Annotated in this window: 16 protein-coding genes; 15 read left to right on the top strand and 1 reads right to left on the bottom strand. The window is 66.9% G+C overall.

The window, feature by feature from the left end:
- Positions 1-14 precede the first annotated feature (14 nt).
- The 15 genes from A2X88_08545 to A2X88_08475 all read left to right on the top strand — a co-directional run bounded on the left by A2X88_08545 (position 15) and on the right by A2X88_08475 (position 15008).
- A complete protein-coding gene (locus tag A2X88_08545; protein ID OGP33935.1) occupies positions 15-1493 on the top strand; it encodes a hypothetical protein in 1479 nt (492 codons plus the stop codon).
- 92 nt (positions 1494-1585) lie between these two features.
- Positions 1586-1891 carry an NADH-quinone oxidoreductase subunit A gene (locus A2X88_08540; protein ID OGP33939.1) on the top strand — a complete coding sequence of 102 codons (306 nt, stop codon included), beginning with the start codon at positions 1586-1588 and terminating at the stop codon, positions 1889-1891.
- The gene (locus A2X88_08535) at positions 1882-2385 is read left to right on the top strand and encodes a hypothetical protein (protein ID OGP33934.1); all 504 of its coding nucleotides are present in this window, start codon (positions 1882-1884) and stop codon (positions 2383-2385) included. The genes A2X88_08540 and A2X88_08535 overlap by 10 nt, the downstream gene beginning before the upstream one ends.
- A 15-nt stretch (positions 2386-2400) precedes the next feature.
- Entirely contained in the window at positions 2401-2892 is a 492-nt protein-coding gene (locus A2X88_08530; protein ID OGP33933.1) for an NADH dehydrogenase, read from the top strand.
- 24 nt (positions 2893-2916) lie between these two features.
- Complete coding sequence (locus A2X88_08525) at positions 2917-4137, top strand: NADH dehydrogenase (quinone) subunit D (GenBank protein OGP33932.1); 1221 nt, start codon at positions 2917-2919, stop codon at positions 4135-4137.
- Positions 4134-4607, top strand: coding sequence for a hypothetical protein (locus tag A2X88_08520; protein OGP33931.1), 474 nt, complete (start codon positions 4134-4136; stop codon positions 4605-4607). The genes A2X88_08525 and A2X88_08520 overlap by 4 nt, the downstream gene beginning before the upstream one ends.
- 22 nt (positions 4608-4629) lie before the next feature.
- Positions 4630-5916 (top strand): NADH oxidoreductase (quinone) subunit F, encoded by a 1287-nt coding sequence (locus A2X88_08515; GenBank protein ID OGP33937.1) that lies wholly within the window; start codon positions 4630-4632, stop codon positions 5914-5916.
- On the top strand, positions 5829-7484 hold the full coding sequence (locus tag A2X88_08510) for a hypothetical protein (GenBank protein ID OGP33938.1): 1656 nt from the start codon (positions 5829-5831) through the stop codon (positions 7482-7484). Before A2X88_08515 ends, A2X88_08510 begins: the two co-directional genes overlap by 88 nt.
- Positions 7481-8584: a hypothetical protein gene (locus A2X88_08505; protein OGP33930.1), complete on the top strand. Its 1104-nt coding sequence runs from the start codon at positions 7481-7483 to the stop codon at positions 8582-8584. Before A2X88_08510 ends, A2X88_08505 begins: the two co-directional genes overlap by 4 nt.
- Before the next feature lie 6 nt (positions 8585-8590).
- Positions 8591-9076, top strand: a complete 486-nt coding sequence (locus A2X88_08500; protein ID OGP33929.1) for a hypothetical protein — start codon at positions 8591-8593, stop codon at positions 9074-9076.
- Between the two features lie 7 nt (positions 9077-9083).
- Complete coding sequence (locus A2X88_08495) at positions 9084-9575, top strand: hypothetical protein (protein OGP33928.1); 492 nt, start codon at positions 9084-9086, stop codon at positions 9573-9575.
- Entirely contained in the window at positions 9572-9874 is a 303-nt protein-coding gene (locus A2X88_08490) for an NADH-quinone oxidoreductase subunit K (protein ID OGP33927.1), read from the top strand. The genes A2X88_08495 and A2X88_08490 overlap by 4 nt, the downstream gene beginning before the upstream one ends.
- The gene (locus A2X88_08485; GenBank protein ID OGP33926.1) at positions 9868-11916 is read left to right on the top strand and encodes an NADH-quinone oxidoreductase subunit L; all 2049 of its coding nucleotides are present in this window, start codon (positions 9868-9870) and stop codon (positions 11914-11916) included. The genes A2X88_08490 and A2X88_08485 overlap by 7 nt, the downstream gene beginning before the upstream one ends.
- A gap of 34 nt (positions 11917-11950) precedes the next feature.
- Positions 11951-13525 carry an NADH dehydrogenase gene (locus A2X88_08480; protein ID OGP33925.1) on the top strand — a complete coding sequence of 525 codons (1575 nt, stop codon included), beginning with the start codon at positions 11951-11953 and terminating at the stop codon, positions 13523-13525.
- 22 nt (positions 13526-13547) lie between these two features.
- Positions 13548-15008 carry an NADH-quinone oxidoreductase subunit N gene (locus A2X88_08475; protein ID OGP33936.1) on the top strand — a complete coding sequence of 487 codons (1461 nt, stop codon included), beginning with the start codon at positions 13548-13550 and terminating at the stop codon, positions 15006-15008.
- Between the two features lie 207 nt (positions 15009-15215).
- Here the strand turns inward: A2X88_08475 and A2X88_08470 are convergent, their stop codons facing one another.
- The gene (locus A2X88_08470; protein ID OGP33924.1) at positions 15216-15827 is read right to left on the bottom strand and encodes a hypothetical protein; all 612 of its coding nucleotides are present in this window, start codon (positions 15825-15827) and stop codon (positions 15216-15218) included.
- Positions 15828-16008 lie beyond the last annotated feature (181 nt).

Here is a 16008-nt window from a genome sequence, read left to right as displayed (position 1 = left end):
AGAAGGTACACTAGATGCCGCTCGGGAACCTGGAAAGCCTGCGCTACTTCCTGCCGGAGCTCGCGGTCACCGCGACGATCCTGCTCCTGGTGATCGCCCACGTGGCCGGGAAGAACCGGCGGGCGGCCGCGCCGGCGCTTTTGGCGCTCCTGGGGACGGGAACCGCGATCCTACTGGCCTGGTACTCCCCGGCCGGGTACGGGAAGTCGATCTTCGAGGGGATGGTGGCGGCCGACGGGTTCGCCGTCTTCTTCAAGGTCCTGACCGCGCTGGCCACGCTGGTCGTCATCTTCATGTCGATGGACAGCGCCGAGATCGCGGAGCGGACCCAGGCCGAGTACTACGTGTTCCTCCTCTCCGTCCTGCTCGGAATGTTCCTCCTCTCCTCGGCGACCGACCTGGTGATGCTCTACGTGGCGCTCGAGCTGGTCTCGATCCCGTCCTACCTGCTGGCCGGGTACCTCAAGGGGAGGGCCCGGTCGACGGAGGCCTCCACGAAGTACGTGGTCTACGGGGCGACTGCGTCGGGGGTGATGATCTACGGGTTCTCCCTCCTCTACGGGCTCACCGGGACGACCCAGATCGCGGAGATCGGGCGGACGCTGGCCGCGGGGTCGGCCCCGGTGCCGGTCTTCCTGGCGGCGGTGATGGTGACGGTGGGGTTCGGGTACAAGATCGCCGCGGTTCCCTTCCACATGTGGAGCCCCGACGTGTACGAGGGGGCCCCCACGCCGGTGACCGCCTTCCTCTCGGTGGGGCCGAAGGCGGCCGGCTTCGCGGTGCTGGTCCGCTTCTTCTACACCGTCTTCGCCTCGCCGGACGCGGTGGCCGGGACCTGGAAGCTCGCCCCCGGGATCGACTGGACCTTCCTCTTCGCCGTCCTCTCGGCGGTGACGATGACGGTGGGGAACCTGGTCGCGGTGAGTCAGTCGAACGTGAAGCGGCTTCTGGCCTACTCCTCGATCGCCCACGCCGGGTACATGCTGATGGGGTTCGTCCTGCTGACCTCGGTGGGGCTCAAGGCGATCCTCTTCTACCTCGTGGTCTACCTCTTCATGAACCTCGGGGCCTTCTACGTCGTCGTGCTGGTCTCCAACGGCTTGAAGGGAGAGGACCTCTCCCACTTCGCGGGGCTGGGAAGCCGCGCCCCCTTCGCCGCGGTGTCGCTGTCGGTGTTCCTCTTCGCCCTGACCGGGATCCCCCCCTTCTCCGGGTTCATCGGGAAGGTCTACCTCTTTGCCGAGGTGATCAACCGGGGGGTCTACTGGCTGGCGCTGGTGGCGGCGCTGAACAGCGTGGTCTCCCTGTATTACTACGCGCGGATCGTGAAGGTGATGTTCCTCGTGGACGCCGGGGAGACCTCCGAGCTTCCGGTCGCGACGGTGCCGCGGGTGATGCTGGGGATCCTGTTGTTCCCCACGCTGCTGCTCGGTGTATACTGGGAGCCCGTTATCCGGATGGCCGAGGCTTCTGTGAACATTCTGGGGAACTGAGACAGGGAGCGCCCGTGGCGAGCATCCTCTCCTCCGTATCCTTCTCCGACCCCTACTTCTCGGTGCTGCTCCTGCTGCTGGTCGGGGTCGGGATGTCGATGGCGTTCGTCTTCCTGTCCCAGGCGCTCGGGCCGAAGCGGTACGACCCGGTCAAGTACAGCGTCTACGAGTGCGGTGTGGACCCCCTGACCTCCGCCTCGGTCCGGGTCTCGGTCAAGTTCTACCTGGTCGCCCTGCTCTTCATCCTGTTCGACCTGGAGGCGGCTTTCCTCTATCCCTGGGCGGTCCTCTTCCGGGAGCTCGGCTGGTTCGGCTTCGTCGAGATGGCGATCTTCGTGGTCATCCTGCTCGCGGGGCTTCTCTACGCGTGGAAGAAGGGAGCGCTCGAATGGCAGTAGAGCACCGCAAGGACGGAGCCTCCGGCTTCTTCCTGACCACCTTCGAGTCGATGCTCGCCTGGGGGCGGAAGTACTCGATCTATCCCTTCACCTTCGCGACCGCCTGCTGCGGGATCGAGGTGATGGGGGCCTTCGGCACCCACTACGACCTCTCCCGCTTCGGAGCCGAGGTGGTCCGCTTCTCCCCCCGGCAGGCCGACATGCTGCTCGTGGCGGGGACGGTCAACTACAAGATGGCGCCGGTGCTGAAGCGGATCTACGACCAGATGCTCGAGCCGAAGTGGGTGGTGGCGATGGGAGCCTGCGCCGCGTCGGGCGGCTTCTACAACAACTACAGCGTGCTCCAGGGGATCGACAAGATCATCCCGGTGGACGTCTACATCCCGGGATGCCCGCCGAACCCCGAGGGGATCATCGACTCCGTGGTGGCGATCCAGAAGCTGCTGGAGACCGGAGCGCCGCGGGCGGCCGAACGCTGGCCGATCAAGATCTGAAGGACGGCCGGGGAGATGGAAGCGAAACGGGCAACTCCGGTCCTCGAGAAGCTGAGGAGGCGGTTCGGCGACAACGTCGTGTCGACCCACTCCGACTTCGGGGACGCCACGGCGCTCGTCCACCGGGAGCGGATCGTGGAGATCCTGACCTTCCTGCGGGACGATCCCGACCTGCAGTTCGGGTTCGCGATGGACCTGACGGGGGTGGATTACCTCGGGGAGGAGCCGCGGTTCGAGGTGGTCTACCACCTCTACTCCCTCGAGAAGAAGCACCGGGTCCGGATCAAGGCGAGGATCCCCGAGGAGGATCCGGTGATCGACTCCGCCGTGTCGGTGTGGCCGGGGATCGACTGGTACGAGCGGGAAGCCTGGGACATGTACGGGATCCGCTTCCGGAACCACCCGAACCTGAAGCGGATCCTGATGTACGAGGAGTTCACGGGGCACCCGCTGCGCAAGGACTACCCGAAGGCCAGGCGTCAGCCGACGCTCGGGCCGGACGAATAGGATCACGGGAAAACGGGAACGGGGATGATCGAGGTCGAGACGCGCAAAAAGAGCGGAGAAGAGACGGACCTCCACACGGAGCCGATGCTCCTGAACATCGGTCCGTCCCACCCGGCGACCCACGCCACGCTGCGCTTCATCGCCGAGCTGGACGGGGAGACGATTCTCAAGCTCACCCCGGAGTTCGGCTACCTGCACCGCTGCTTCGAGAAGGAGTCGGAGAGCCACACGTGGACCCAGGTGGTCACCTACACCGACCGGCTGAACTACGTCTCGCCGCTGATGAACAACGTCGGCTACGCGATGGCGGTGGAAAAGCTCTGCGGGATCCGGACGACCGAGCGGTGCGACTATATCCGGGTCATCATCTCCGAGTTCTCCCGGATCATCGACCACATGGTCTGCATCGGCACGAACATGGTCGACCTCGGCGCGCTGACGAACTTCTGGTACTTCTGGAAGCCGCGGGAAGAGGTCTACATGAAGCTGATCGAGCCGCTCACGGGGACCCGCCTGACCACCGGCTACACCCGGATCGGCGGAATGGCCTGGGACCTCCCGGACGGCTGGACCGACGCCGCGCGGGCCGTCATCCGGGACACGATCCTTCCGGCCATCGCGGACGTGAACGCGCTGCTGACCAAGAACCGGATCTTCATCGAGCGGACGATGGGGGTGGGTCCCATCACCGCGAAGGACGCGATCGCTCTCGGGTTCACCGGCCCCTGCCTGCGGGCCGCCGGGGTGCCGCTCGACCTGCGCAAGGACGAGCCCTACCTGGTCTACGACCGGTTCGACTTCGACGTGCCCATCGGGGAGCAGGGGGACACCTGCGACCGGTACATGGTGCGGATGGAGGAGATGCGGCAGTCGGTGCGGATCATCGAGCAGGCGCTCGACAAGCTCCCGGGCGGCCCCGTCAGCGTGGACGACCCCCGCTTCACCCTCCCGCCGAAGCCGCAGGTCTACGAGAACATCGAGGCGCTGATGAACCACTTCAAGCACATCATGGAGGGGGTCCAGGTTCCGGCCGGCGAGGTCTACTCGGCGACCGAGGCGGCCAACGGCGAGCTCGGCTACTACATCGTGAGCAAGGGGGGCGGGGGGCCTTACAAGATCAAGGTCCGGCCGCCCTGCTTCAACCTGTTCCAGGGAATGCCGCGCCTGTGCGAGGGGCAGATGATCGCGGACCTCGTCGCCGTGCTCGGAAGCGTCAACATCATCGCGGGGGAGCTCGACCGGTGAGCGTGGCGTTCTCCGAGAAGGCGCTGCAGGAGTTCGAGCGGCTCCTCACCCGGTACCCGAACCGGGAGGCGGCGATCCTGCCGACGCTCCACCTGCTCCAGCGGGAGCACGGGCGGATCTCCGACGAGGGGATCCTGTACGTCGCCTCGCTGCTGGGGTTCCCGTCGGCGCGGATCGAAGGGGTGGCCACCTTCTACACCATGTACAACCGCAGGCCGGTCGGGAAATACCATCTCCAGATCTGCCGGAACCTTTCCTGCTCCCTGATGGGGGCGGAGCACCTGATCGGGTACCTGTCGCAGAAGCTCGGCGTGAAGCCGGGGGAGACGACCGCGGACGGAAACTTCACCCTCACCACGGTGGAGTGCCTGGGAAGCTGCGGGACCGCCCCCGTGATGCAGGTCAACGACGACTACCACGAGAACCTGAGCGAGGACGCGATCGACGCGCTCCTCGCTTGGCTCCGGTAGCGGGGGAATTCCCGTGGGATCGATGGAACTCGTCCTCACCAGACACTTCGACAACGACCGGTACCGCCACCTCGACACCTATGTCGAGCTCGGCGGCTACGAGGCGCTCCGCAAGGCGTTCGCGATGCCGAAGGAGCGGATCGTCGAGGAGGTCAGGAAGGCGAACCTCCGCGGCCGGGGAGGCGCCGGGTTCCCCGCGGGGGTCAAGTGGGGGTTCCTCCCGAAAGACCTGTCGAGGCCGCGGGTGCTGGTGATCAACGCCGACGAGGGGGAGCCGGGTACCTTCAAGGACCGGCTCATCATGAGCCGGGGGCCCCACCTGCTGATCGAGGGGATCGTCATCACCTGCTTCGCCCTGTCGGCCCACAGCGCCTATATCTACATCCGGGGGGAGTTCGTCCGCGAGGCGCGGATCCTCCAGGAGGTGGTCGACGAGGCCTACGCGAAGGGATACCTGGGGAAGGACATCCTCGGGTCCGGCTTCGACCTGGAGGTGACCGTGCACCGCGGCGCGGGCGCCTACATCTGCGGGGAGGAGACCTCGCTGATCAACTCCCTCGAGGGGAAGCGGGGGTGGCCCCGGGTGAAGCCGCCCTTCCCCGCGACGATCGGGGCCTTCGGCCTCCCGACGATCGTGAACAACGTCGAGACGATCGCCGACGTCCCGTGGATCGTCACCCACGGGGGTGAGAAATTCGCCTCCCTGGGGGTGGAGAAGGACGGCGGCACCCGCCTGATCGGCGTCAGCGGCCCGGTGGTGCGCCCCGGGGTCTACGAGCTTCCGGTCGGCACCTCGCTGCGGGCGATCCTCTACGAGCATGCGGGGGGGCTGCTGGACGGGAAGGAGCTCAAGGCGGTCATCCCCGGCGGCTCCTCCACGCCGGTGCTGCGGGCCGACGAGATCGACGTGCCGTTCTCCATCGACGCGATGGCGAAGATCGGCACGATGGCCGGGTCGGGCGGCGTCATCGTCATCCCGGAGGGGACCTGCATGGTGCGGGCCCTCTCGGTGCTGATGAACTTCTACGCCCACGAGTCGTGCGGGCAGTGCACCCCGTGCCGGGAGGGGACCGGCTGGCTGGCGAAGGTCGTCCGGCGGATCGAGAACGGGGAGGGGCAGGAGGGGGACGTGGAGCTGATCCTCGACCTCTGCGACAACATGATGGGCCGGACGATCTGCCCGCTGGCCGACGCGGCGGTGATGCCGGCGGAGTCGTTCATCTGGAAGTTCCGGGAGGAGTTCGACCGGCACATCCGGGAACAGAAGTGCCCGTACGGGAACAGGTTCGAGGTGCCATGCCGAAGCTGACGATCAACGGGATCTCCGTGGACGCCCCGGAAGGGGTGACCATCCTCGAGGCGGCCAGGAGCATCGGCGTCGAGATCCCCCACTACTGCTACCACCCCAAGCTCTCCATCGCGGGGAACTGCCGGATGTGCCTGGTGGAGGTGGAGAAGTTCCCCAAGCTGCAGATCTCCTGCAACACCTTCGTCACCGAGGGGATGGTGGTCCGCACCGACACCGAGAAGGTCCACAAGGCGGTGACCGGGGTCCTCGAGTTCCTGCTGATCCACCACCCGGTCGACTGCCCCATCTGCGACCAGGCCGGGGAGTGCGGGCTGCAGAACTATTACATGCAGTACGGCCTCCACAAGAGCCGGTATCCGCTGGAGGACAAGGTCCACAAGAAGAAGGTGCAGGACATCGGCGGGCAGATCGTCCTGGACGCCGAGCGCTGCATCCTCTGCTCCCGCTGCGTCCGCTTCCTGCAGGAGGTGACCCGGACCGGGGAGCTCGAGTTCTTCCACCGGGGCGACCACTCCGAAATCGCCATCTTCCCCGGGAAGCCGCTCTCCAACCACTACACGGGGAACCTGGCGGACATCTGCCCCGTCGGGGCGCTGACCAGCAAGGACTTCCGGTTCAAGTGCCGGGTCTGGTTCCTGAAAAGCGCCGAGTCGGTCTGCCCGGGATGCGCACACGGGTGCAACGTGCTGGCCGATTTCAAGGGGGAAATCCTCTACCGGTTCCGGCCGCGCCGCAACGACGCGGTGAACGACACCTGGATGTGCGACTTCGGGCGCCTCGAGTACAAGAAGGCGAACGAGTTCCGGCTGCTCACTCCGATCTTCCGGGAGAACGGAACGATGAGCGCGGTCTCCTGGGAGTCGGTCCTCTACACGGCGGCGAGCCGCCTCCGCGAGGCGGTGGACGCCCACGGTCCCGAGGCGGTGGCGGTGATCGCCTCCCCGCAGCTCTCCAACGAGGAACTCTTCCTCGTCCGGAAGCTGGCGGAGGAGATCCTTTCGACCCCGAACCTCGCCTTCACCTCCCGAACCCCGGGAGAGACGGTCTCGGACGACTTCCTCCTCCGGGAGGACAAGAACCCGAACAGCCGGGGGGCGCAGCTTCTGGGGATCTCCGAGGATCGGTTCGACGGGATCGTGCGGCGGATCTACGAGGGGAAGATCCGGGCGCTGCTGTTCTTCGGGAACCAGCTGGGAGACCTTTCGGACGGGGAGACGGCGCTGCTCCTGCAGAACGTCCCGTTCGTCGCGCAGGTCGGGACGAACGAAGGGCCGGTCTACCGGTCGGCCCACGCGGTGCTTCCCTGCGCCTCCTTCGCCGAGCGGGGAGGGACCTTCACGAACCACGCCGGCCGGGTGCAGCGGTTCCGGATGGCCTTCCCGCCGCGGGGGAAGGCGCGCACCGGGATCGAGATCCTCAACGGGCTCGCCGTGCGGCTGGGGACGGAGTGGAACTTCACCGGGGAGGGCCCGGTCTTCAAGGCGCTCGCGGAATCCTGCCCGCCCTTCGCCGGGATGAGCTACGAGTCGATCGGCCCCGGGGGGCAGGTCGCGGAGGAGGGGAGATGATCGGCCTCTTCGACCTCATCGTGGCGGTGACCCGGATCGCGGTGTTCCTCACCTTCTGCCTGACCTTCGTCGTCGTGATGACCTGGGCGGAGCGCAAGGGCGCCGCCTACCTGCAGGACCGCCGCGGGCCGAACCGGGCGCGAATCCTGGGGATGACGCTCGGCGGGATCTTCCACCCGCTGGCCGACGCGATCAAGTTCCTCTTCAAGGAGGACTTCATCCCGGACCGGGCCCACCGGCTCTTCTACCAGATGGCCCCGATGTTCGCCCTCGCGCCGACGCTGATGACGATCGCCATCATCCCCTTCGGGCCGGACGTCACGATCGCGGGGCGCAAGGTCGCCCTCCAGATCGCGGATCTCAACGTCGGGATCCTCTACCTCTTCGCCGTGTCGGGGCTGACGGTCTACGGGGTGATCCTGGCGGGGTGGGCCTCGAACAGCAAGTACCCGCTGCTGGGGGGGCTGCGCGCCTCGGCCCAGATGATCTCCTACGAGGTGTCGCTCGGGCTTTCCGTGGTCGGCGTGCTGATGGTGTTCCAGAGCGTCCAGCTCTCCGCGATCGTCCGCTCGCAGGGGGACCTGCTCTTCGGGATCCTCCCGAAGTGGGGGGTCTTCGTCCAGCCGCTCGGGTTCATCCTCTTTCTCGTGGCGCTCTACGCCGAGGCGAACCGGACCCCCTTCGACCTCCCCGAGGGAGAGTCGGAGCTGGTGGCCGGGTTCCACACGGAGTACGGCTCCTTCAAGTTCTCCATGTTCATGATGGCGGAATACTTCCACATGGTGGTCGGCTCTCTCGTGGTGGCGACCCTCTTCTTCGGCGGGTGGCAGTTCCCCTACCTCGGCGACGCCGGATTCACCCTCCCCGGGGGATTCGCGATCGGGGTACCGGCGGCGGTCGTCCCCCTGCTGCGGATCGGGGGGCTGTTCGGCAAGGTGGTCTTCTTCGCCTGGCTCTTCATCTGGGTCCGGTGGACGATCCCCCGCTTCCGGTACGACCAGGTGATGCGGCTGGGGTGGAAGGTGATGCTGCCGCTTTCGCTGCTGAACATCTTCCTGACCGGGGCGGTCCTGCTCCTGTTCGGCGGGAGCGGGGGCTAAAAGGCGATGGCGATCGGCGTGAAAAAGGTGGCCCGGCCGCGGAAGATGTCCTTCGGGGAGATCTTCTACCTCGTGGAGATCGTGAAGGGGCTCGGCGTGACGATGGGGCACATGCTCCGGAATCTCCGGCACCAGGAGAACATCCCCACGATCGAGTACCCCGAGGTCCGGCGCGTGATGCCCCCCCGCTTCCGGGGGCTGCACCGGCTGATGAAGCGGCCCGACGGGTCGCCCCGCTGCGTGGCCTGCTACTGCTGCTCGACCGCCTGCCCCGCGGTCTGCATCACGATCGTGGCGGGGGAGTCGCCCGACCCGAAGATCGAGAAGTACCCCGTGCGGTTCGACATCGACATGCTCCGGTGCATCTTCTGCGGGCTCTGCGTCGAGGCCTGCCCCTGCGACGCGATCCGGATGGACACCGGCTGGTACACTCCTCCCGCCGACACGCGGGAGAAGCTGATCTACACGATCGACATGCTGCTGGAGAAGTAGGGAGGCGATGGAACCGATCCTGTTCCTCCTGTTCGGGGCGATCGCGGTGGGCGGGGCGCTCATGGTGGTCACGCGGAAGCACCCGATGTCGTCCGCGCTCTACCTGATCCTGACGCTGTTCGCGGTCGCGGCGCTCTTCGCCCTGCGGCAGGCCCACTTCCTCGCGGCGATCCAGGTCATCGTCTACGCGGGGGCGGTGGTGGTCCTGTTCGTCTTCGTGATCATGCTGATCAACGTCCCGGAGGAGAAGCTTCCGGTCGAGCGGATGACCGGGATGCGGCTGCTGGGGGCGGTCGCCGCGGGGCTGTTGATGCTCGAGACGGCCGTCGTGGCCCTGCGGTTCGGGATGTCCGACGTTCCGGCGGCCGACCACGGCTCGGTCCGTGCGGTGGGGCGCGCGCTGTTCACCGACTACCTGCTCGCCTTCGAGGTCACCTCGGTCCTGCTGCTGGCCGCCGTGATCGGGGCGATCGCGCTGGCGAAGAGGAAGCCGTCATGATGGGACCGGCCCCCTACCTGATCCTCTCCGCGATCCTGTTCGGGATCGGCGTGGCGGGGGTGGTGACGCGCAAGAACGCGCTGATCGTCCTGATGAGCGTGGAGATCATGCTGAACGGGGTGAACGTGGCCTTCATCGCGACCGGATCCTACCTGGGCGACGTGACCGGGTCGGTCTTCGCCTTCATGGTGATGACGGTGGCGGCGGCCGAGGCGGCGGTGGGGCTGGCGATCCTGATCGCGATCTTCCGGCTCAAGGAGACGGTCGACATCACGGAGCTGAGCGTCCTGAAATGGTGAACGCCTTCCTCGACTACCTCTGGCTCGTCCCCGCGCTCCCCCTCCTCGGGGTGATCGTGAACGGGGCGATCGCGCTCTTCATCGAGCGGCCGCTGCTGCTCGGGACCGACGCGCACGGGGAGCACGGGCACGGCGGGGATTCCCACGGGAGAGACGCCCACGGAGGCCATCCCGCCCCCCCGGCCTACCGGAAGCTGGTCTCCTTCGTCGGGCCGGCGGTCGTGGGAGCCGCCTTCGTCGTGTCGGCGCTTTCGGTCCTCGCCCTGGCGGCGCGGCCCCCCGCGGAGCGGATCTTCGTCCGGGAGATCTTCTCCTGGATCCAGGCGGGCGGCTTTTTCGCCCCCGCCGCCTTCCAGCTCGACCCGCTCTCGTCGGTGATGATCCTGGTCGTCACCGGGGTCGGGTTCCTCATCCACGTCTACTCCGCCGGGTACATGTCGCACGAAAAAGCCTTCGCCCGCTACTTCGTCTACCTGAACCTCTTCACCTTCGCGATGCTGCTCCTGGTCCTGGGGAGCAATTTCCTCATGATGTTCATCGGCTGGGAGGGGGTGGGGCTCTGCTCCTACCTGCTGATCGGCTACTGGTACGAGAAGAAGAGCGCCGCCGACGCGGGGAAGAAGGCCTTCATCGTGAACCGGGTCGGCGACTTCGGGTTCCTGGTCGCCATGTTCCTCGTCTTCTGGACCTTCGGCTCGATCGAGTACACCGAGGTCTTCGCCCGGGTCCCCGGGCTGCGGGAGAGCGGGGCGCTGACGACCGGGATCGCCACCGCGATCACCCTGCTCCTCTTCATGGGGGCGACCGGCAAGTCGGCCCAGATCCCGCTCCACGTCTGGCTACCGGACGCGATGGAGGGGCCGACCCCCGTCTCCGCCCTGATCCATGCCGCGACGATGGTCACGGCGGGGGTCTACATGGTCGCCCGGACGAGCACCCTGTTCCTGCTGGCCCCGGTCTCGATGGGGGTGGTGGCGGTGGTGGGGGCCGCGACCGCCATCTTCGCCGCGACGATCGGGATCGCCCAGAACGACATCAAGCGGGTGCTGGCCTACTCGACCGTCTCCCAGCTGGGGTACATGTTCCTCGCCTGCGGGGTGGGGGCCTTCACCGCCGGGATCTTCCACCTGATGACCCACGCCTTCTTCAAGGCGCTGCTGTTCCTCGGCTCGGGTTCCGTGATCCACGCCCTCTCCGGCGAGCAGGACTTGCGGAAGATGGGATCGCTGAAGAGGCACCTTCCGATCACCTACTGGACGATGTTCCTCGCCACCTTCGCGATCGCGGGGCTTCCGCCGCTTGCGGGGTTCTTCTCCAAGGACGAGATCCTCTGGAAGGCCTTCTCCTCGGAGCACGGGCACGTCGGCCTCTGGCTGGTCGGCTCGGTTGCGGCCGGGATCACCGCCTTCTACATGTTCCGGCTGATCTTCATGACCTTCTACGGGGAGTCGCGGATGGACCCCGCGGTGGAGAAGCATGTCCACGAATCCCCCCCGTCGATGACCGTGCCGCTGATGATCCTGGCGGTCCTGTCGGTGGCCGGCGGGTGGGTCGGCATCCCCCACGTCCTCGGGGGCCACAACTACTTCGAGGAATGGCTCGCCCCCGTCTTCGCCCACCCGGCGGGAGGGGCAGCCGGGGGAGCCCACCACTCGGCGGCGCTCGAGTACCTGCTGATGGCCGGGTCGGTGGCGGTGGCGCTCTGCGGGATCGGGCTGGCCTGGTACCTCTACCGGGCCCGCACGGAAAAGCCGAAGGAGATCGCCGACCGGGTGCCGGGGCTCTACGGCATGGTGCTCCACAAGTATTACGTGGACGAGATCTACGACGCGGCGATCGTGCGGAGGATCGTGAGCGGATCGGTCTGGCTGTGGGAGGCCTTCGACGCCGCCTTCATCGACGGGATGGTGAACGGCGTCGGGACGCTGGTGCGGGGGGCGGGCGGGTACTTCCGCCGGCTTCAGACCGGGTTCGTGGGGAACTACGCCTTTTCCCTCCTGCTCGGGGCGGTGGTCATCCTCGGCATGCTGTACTGGCGGTAGGAAGGACGGGGGAGTCGATGCGGAACGTGTGCAGATGAGCTGGATTCCGGCGCAGCTGACGGGAAACATCCTGACGGTGCTGATCTTCCTGCCGCTGGCGGGGGCGCTCCTGCTGGTCTTCCTGCCGAAGGGGAAACCCCGGCTGCTGCGGGACGCGACCCTGCTCGTGACGGCCCTGGAGTTCCTCCTCTCCCTCCCCGTGGCGATCGGCCTCGACGGGACGTCGGCGGCGATGCAGTTCGTCCGGAAGGTTCCCTGGATTCCGGAATACGGGATCAGCTACCACGTCGGGGTGGACGGGATCTCCCTGTGGCTCCTGATGCTGACCACCTTCCTGATGCCCCTGACCATCCTCTCCACCTACACCTCCGTCGAGAAGCATGTGAAGGAGTTCATGATCTTCATGCTCCTCCTCGAGGTCGGGATGGTGGGGGTCTTCCTCGCGGCCGACCTCTTCCTGTTCTACATCTTCTGGGAGCTGGTGCTCATCCCGATGTACTTCCTGATCGGGGTCTGGGGGAGCGACCGGCGGATCTACTCGGCGATCAAGTTCTTCCTCTACACCTTCGCCGGATCGGTCCTGATGCTGGTCGCCATCATCGCCCTCTATTTCCACCACTACGCGGTGACCGGGGTCTACTCCACCGACCTGTTCGCGATGTACGAGCTGTCGATCCCCGTGAAGCTCCAGTTCTGGATGTTCGCCGCCTTCGCGCTGGCCTTCGCCTTCAAGGTCCCGATGTTCCCGTTCCACACCTGGCTCCCCGACGCCCACGTGGACGCCCCCACCGCGGGGTCGGTCATCCTGGCGGCGGTGCTGCTCAAGATGGGGACCTACGGGTTCCTCCGGCTCGCGATTCCCCTCTTCCCCGTGGCCGCCGTGGACCTGGCGCCGGTCCTGGCGACGCTCGCGGTGGTCGGGATCGTCTACGGCGCCCTGGTGGCGATGGTCCAGAAGGACATCAAGAAGCTCGTGGCCTACTCCTCCGTGGCCCACCTCGGGTTCGTGATGCTCGGGATGTTCGCCTTCAACCTCCAGGGGATCGAGGGGAGCATCCTCCAGATGGTCAACCACGGCATCTCGACCGGGGCCCTCTTCCTCCTCGTCGGGATCCTCTACGAGAGGCGCCACACCCGCCTCATCTCGGAGTTCGGCGGGCTCGCCAAGGGGCTCCCCGTGTACGCCGCCTGCTTCATGATCATCACCCTCTCCTCGATCGGGCTGCCGGGGCTGAACAGCTTCGTCGGCGAGTTTCTCATCCTGGTGGGGGCCTTCAAGCCGATGCCGGCGCTGACGGTGGTGGCGGCCAGCGGGGTCATCTTCTCGGCGGTCTACATGCTCTGGATGTTCCAGCGGGTGATGTTCGGGCCGATCACGAACGAGAAGAACCGGCATCTGCCGGACATGAAGGCGCGGGAGGTGGCCTACATCCTGCCGATCCTCCTGTTCGTCTTCTGGATCGGGATCTACCCCCAGACGTTCCTTCGGAAGATGGACGGCTCCGTGGAGGCGCTCGTCCTGCGGATCGAGACGAAGCGGCAGGCGGCGCTGTCCGAAGCACCGCCGGGCGAGACGCTTCTCGCCCGCTATTTCGACATCCGGAAGTGAGGAAAGGATGACGCCGATTCCCATGGATTCCCACGCGCTGGCGATGAGCGTGTACAGCGTCCTTCCCGAGATCGTCGTGGTGGCGACCGCGCTCTTCATCCTCTTCCTCGACGTGGTGCTCCCCGAGGAGAACCGGCGGGTCCTCTGCTGGGTGAGTTTCTTCGGCGTCGCGATCGCCCTCTTCTGCGTCTTCGCGTTGGGGCCGGCCCGGATCGACGGCTTCTCCGGCATGCTCTCCCGCGATGGGCTGGGCGCATTCTTCGACATGGTCATCCTGACCGCCTGCGCACTGACGCTGCTCATGGCGACCGGCTACTCCGAATGGGAGGGGACCCACAAGGGGGAGTTCTACTCCCTTCTCCTCCTCTCCACCTCGGGGATGATGATCATGGCGAAGGGGACCGACCTGATGACGGTCTTCCTGGGGCTGGAGACGATGTCGATCCCGATCTACGTCCTGGTCGGGTTCCACCGGGGCCGGCTCTCCTCGATCGAGGGGGCCTTCAAGTATTTCCTCCTCGGGGCCTTCGCCTCCGGGTTTTTCCTCTACGGGATCGCGCTGATCTACGCGGCCGCGGGGACGACGAAGATCCCGGTGCTGGCCACGATGCTCTACGATCCGCGGCTGGCGGAGAGCCCCCTCTTCCTGGCCGGCGTGGGGCTGCTGCTGGTCGGCTTCGCCTTCAAGGTGTCGCTCGTTCCCTTCCACATGTGGACTCCGGACGCCTACGAGGGGGCGCCGACGGTGGTGACCGCCTTCATGGCGGCCGCCGTCAAGGCGGCCGCCTTCGCCGCGCTGATCCGGGTGCTGCTGACCGCTCTCCCCGGGATGCAGCCCGTCCTGTGGAAGGTCCTCTGGGTCCTGGCGGTCCTGACGATGACGGTCGGGAACCTGTCGGCCCTCTGGCAGGACAACCTGAAGCGGCTGCTCGCCTACTCCTCGATCGCCCACGCCGGGTACATCCTGGTCGGGCTGGTCTCCGGCGACCTCCTCGGCGGGCAGGCCTCCCTCTTCTATCTGCTGGTCTACGCCTTCATGAACCTCGGCGCCTTCGGGGTGATCATCCTGCTTGCGCAGAAGGAGGACGACGGGTACGACATCCGCCACCTGGCCGGGGTCGGTTTCCGCTATCCGGCGCTCGGAGCGCTGTTGACCCTCTTCCTCGTCTCGCTGGCCGGGATCCCCCCCACGGCCGGCTTCGTGGGCAAGTTCTACCTCTTCAGCGCGGCGGTGAAAAGCGGCTATATCGGGCTGGCGGTGATCGGGGTCCTGAACAGCGCCGCCTCCGTCTACTACTACCTGCGGATCGTCGTCTTCATGTACATGACGCCGGCCGCGGCCGACGCCCCCGTGCCCCGGCCGCCCCGGACCGCCTTCTCGCTCGCGCTCTGCGTGGCGGCGGCGGCGGTCCTCATCCTGGGGATCCTCCCCCGGGACCTCCTCGCGCTCGCCGAGCGCTCCGTCCTCTCCATCCTGATGTAACTGCACCGCCCCGTGGTGCGCCCCGTCGCAATCGCGCCGGCAACCGGGGACCCGCCGCCTCGGAGGGGGGCTTCGCTTCGCCCGCCCTCCGCCCCCGGTTCATTCTTTTTATCTCCGCTCATCCCCCCTCCTTCGGCTGGCTCCGCCCCGTGGTGCGCCCCGTCGCAATCGCGCCGGCAACCGGGGACCCGCAGCCTCGGAGGGGGGTCAAGGCCTCCGCCGCAGCCTGGGGAGGAACCGGGGGACCCGTTGCCGATAGGCCCGGTATTCCTCCCCGAACGTGTCGAGCAGGCGCCGCTCCTCGAAGAAGGTCCCTGCATAGAAGTAGAGGACGATCAGGAGGGTGGAGAGGGCGGAGTTCCGGGTCTGGACAGGGTGGAAGGCGAGGATCACGGAGATTCCGAGGTAGAGAGGATGCCGGACGACGCCGTACGCCTTCCCGGTGAAGAGGGGTCCGCGGTCCCCCGCCCTCTCCGGATCCCAGACGCGGTGACGCCTCCACTGGCGGATCCCGACGAACTCCAGGAGGTCCCAGGGGGTCCAGAGGAGAAAGGCCGCTCCGCATAGCTGGACGGCGTGGAACAGGATGCGGAGGGGCCCCTCGAACCGGTACAGGGGGGCGTCCGGCACCGTCCGGAGATAGAGAACGAGGAGGAGGAACGCCGCGGAGGAGTAGGCGGTGAAGATCAGCCGGTGGTAGGCCGCATAGGCGGAGTTCCCCAGGAATCGGCGTGCCAGCCGCTCGTACCCGGTGGATACCGTCAGGCTGTGGAAGACCGCGAACGCGGTCCAGGCCGCCGCCACCCGGAGCGCATCCATCCCGGAAACACCTCCTGTGAGCCCCGCTCCCGGATCCAGCGGCCACTATACCACCGGCACGGTCTCGCGCCGATCCGAGGGCGCACCTTGACGGCTTCGCCGCCTCGGAGGGGGGCTTCGCTTCGCCCGCCCTCCGCCCCCGGCTCATTCTTTTTATCTCCGCTCATCCCCCCTCCTTCGG

It is taken from the genome of Deltaproteobacteria bacterium GWC2_65_14, from assembly GCA_001797615.1.
In the GTDB taxonomy this organism is placed as follows: domain Bacteria; phylum Desulfobacterota; class Deferrimicrobia; order Deferrimicrobiales; family Deferrimicrobiaceae; genus GWC2-65-14.
The sequence above is the reverse complement of the archived record's forward strand: the minus strand, read 5'-3'. Positions and strand labels throughout refer to the sequence as shown.

Excerpts from the sequence above, each read along its gene's own strand:
- A2X88_08525 (OGP33932.1), top strand. The coding sequence starts at position 2,917 with ATGATCGAGGTCGAGACGCGCAAAAAGAGCGGAGAAGAGACGGACCTC.
- A2X88_08515 (OGP33937.1), top strand. The coding sequence starts at position 4,630 with ATGGAACTCGTCCTCACCAGACACTTCGACAACGACCGGTACCGCCAC.
- A2X88_08500 (OGP33929.1), top strand. The coding sequence starts at position 8,591 with ATGGCGATCGGCGTGAAAAAGGTGGCCCGGCCGCGGAAGATGTCCTTC.
- A2X88_08505 (OGP33930.1), top strand. The coding sequence starts at position 7,481 with ATGATCGGCCTCTTCGACCTCATCGTGGCGGTGACCCGGATCGCGGTG.
- A2X88_08480 (OGP33925.1), top strand. The coding sequence starts at position 11,951 with ATGAGCTGGATTCCGGCGCAGCTGACGGGAAACATCCTGACGGTGCTG.
- A2X88_08530 (OGP33933.1), top strand. The coding sequence starts at position 2,401 with ATGGAAGCGAAACGGGCAACTCCGGTCCTCGAGAAGCTGAGGAGGCGG.
- A2X88_08490 (OGP33927.1), top strand. The coding sequence starts at position 9,572 with ATGATGGGACCGGCCCCCTACCTGATCCTCTCCGCGATCCTGTTCGGG.
- A2X88_08495 (OGP33928.1), top strand. The coding sequence starts at position 9,084 with ATGGAACCGATCCTGTTCCTCCTGTTCGGGGCGATCGCGGTGGGCGGG.
- A2X88_08545 (OGP33935.1), top strand. The coding sequence starts at position 15 with ATGCCGCTCGGGAACCTGGAAAGCCTGCGCTACTTCCTGCCGGAGCTC.
- A2X88_08485 (OGP33926.1), top strand. The coding sequence starts at position 9,868 with ATGGTGAACGCCTTCCTCGACTACCTCTGGCTCGTCCCCGCGCTCCCC.
- A2X88_08535 (OGP33934.1), top strand. The coding sequence starts at position 1,882 with ATGGCAGTAGAGCACCGCAAGGACGGAGCCTCCGGCTTCTTCCTGACC.
- A2X88_08540 (OGP33939.1), top strand. The coding sequence starts at position 1,586 with ATGTCGATGGCGTTCGTCTTCCTGTCCCAGGCGCTCGGGCCGAAGCGG.
- A2X88_08470 (OGP33924.1), bottom strand. The coding sequence starts at position 15,827 with ATGGATGCGCTCCGGGTGGCGGCGGCCTGGACCGCGTTCGCGGTCTTC.
- A2X88_08475 (OGP33936.1), top strand. The coding sequence starts at position 13,548 with ATGGATTCCCACGCGCTGGCGATGAGCGTGTACAGCGTCCTTCCCGAG.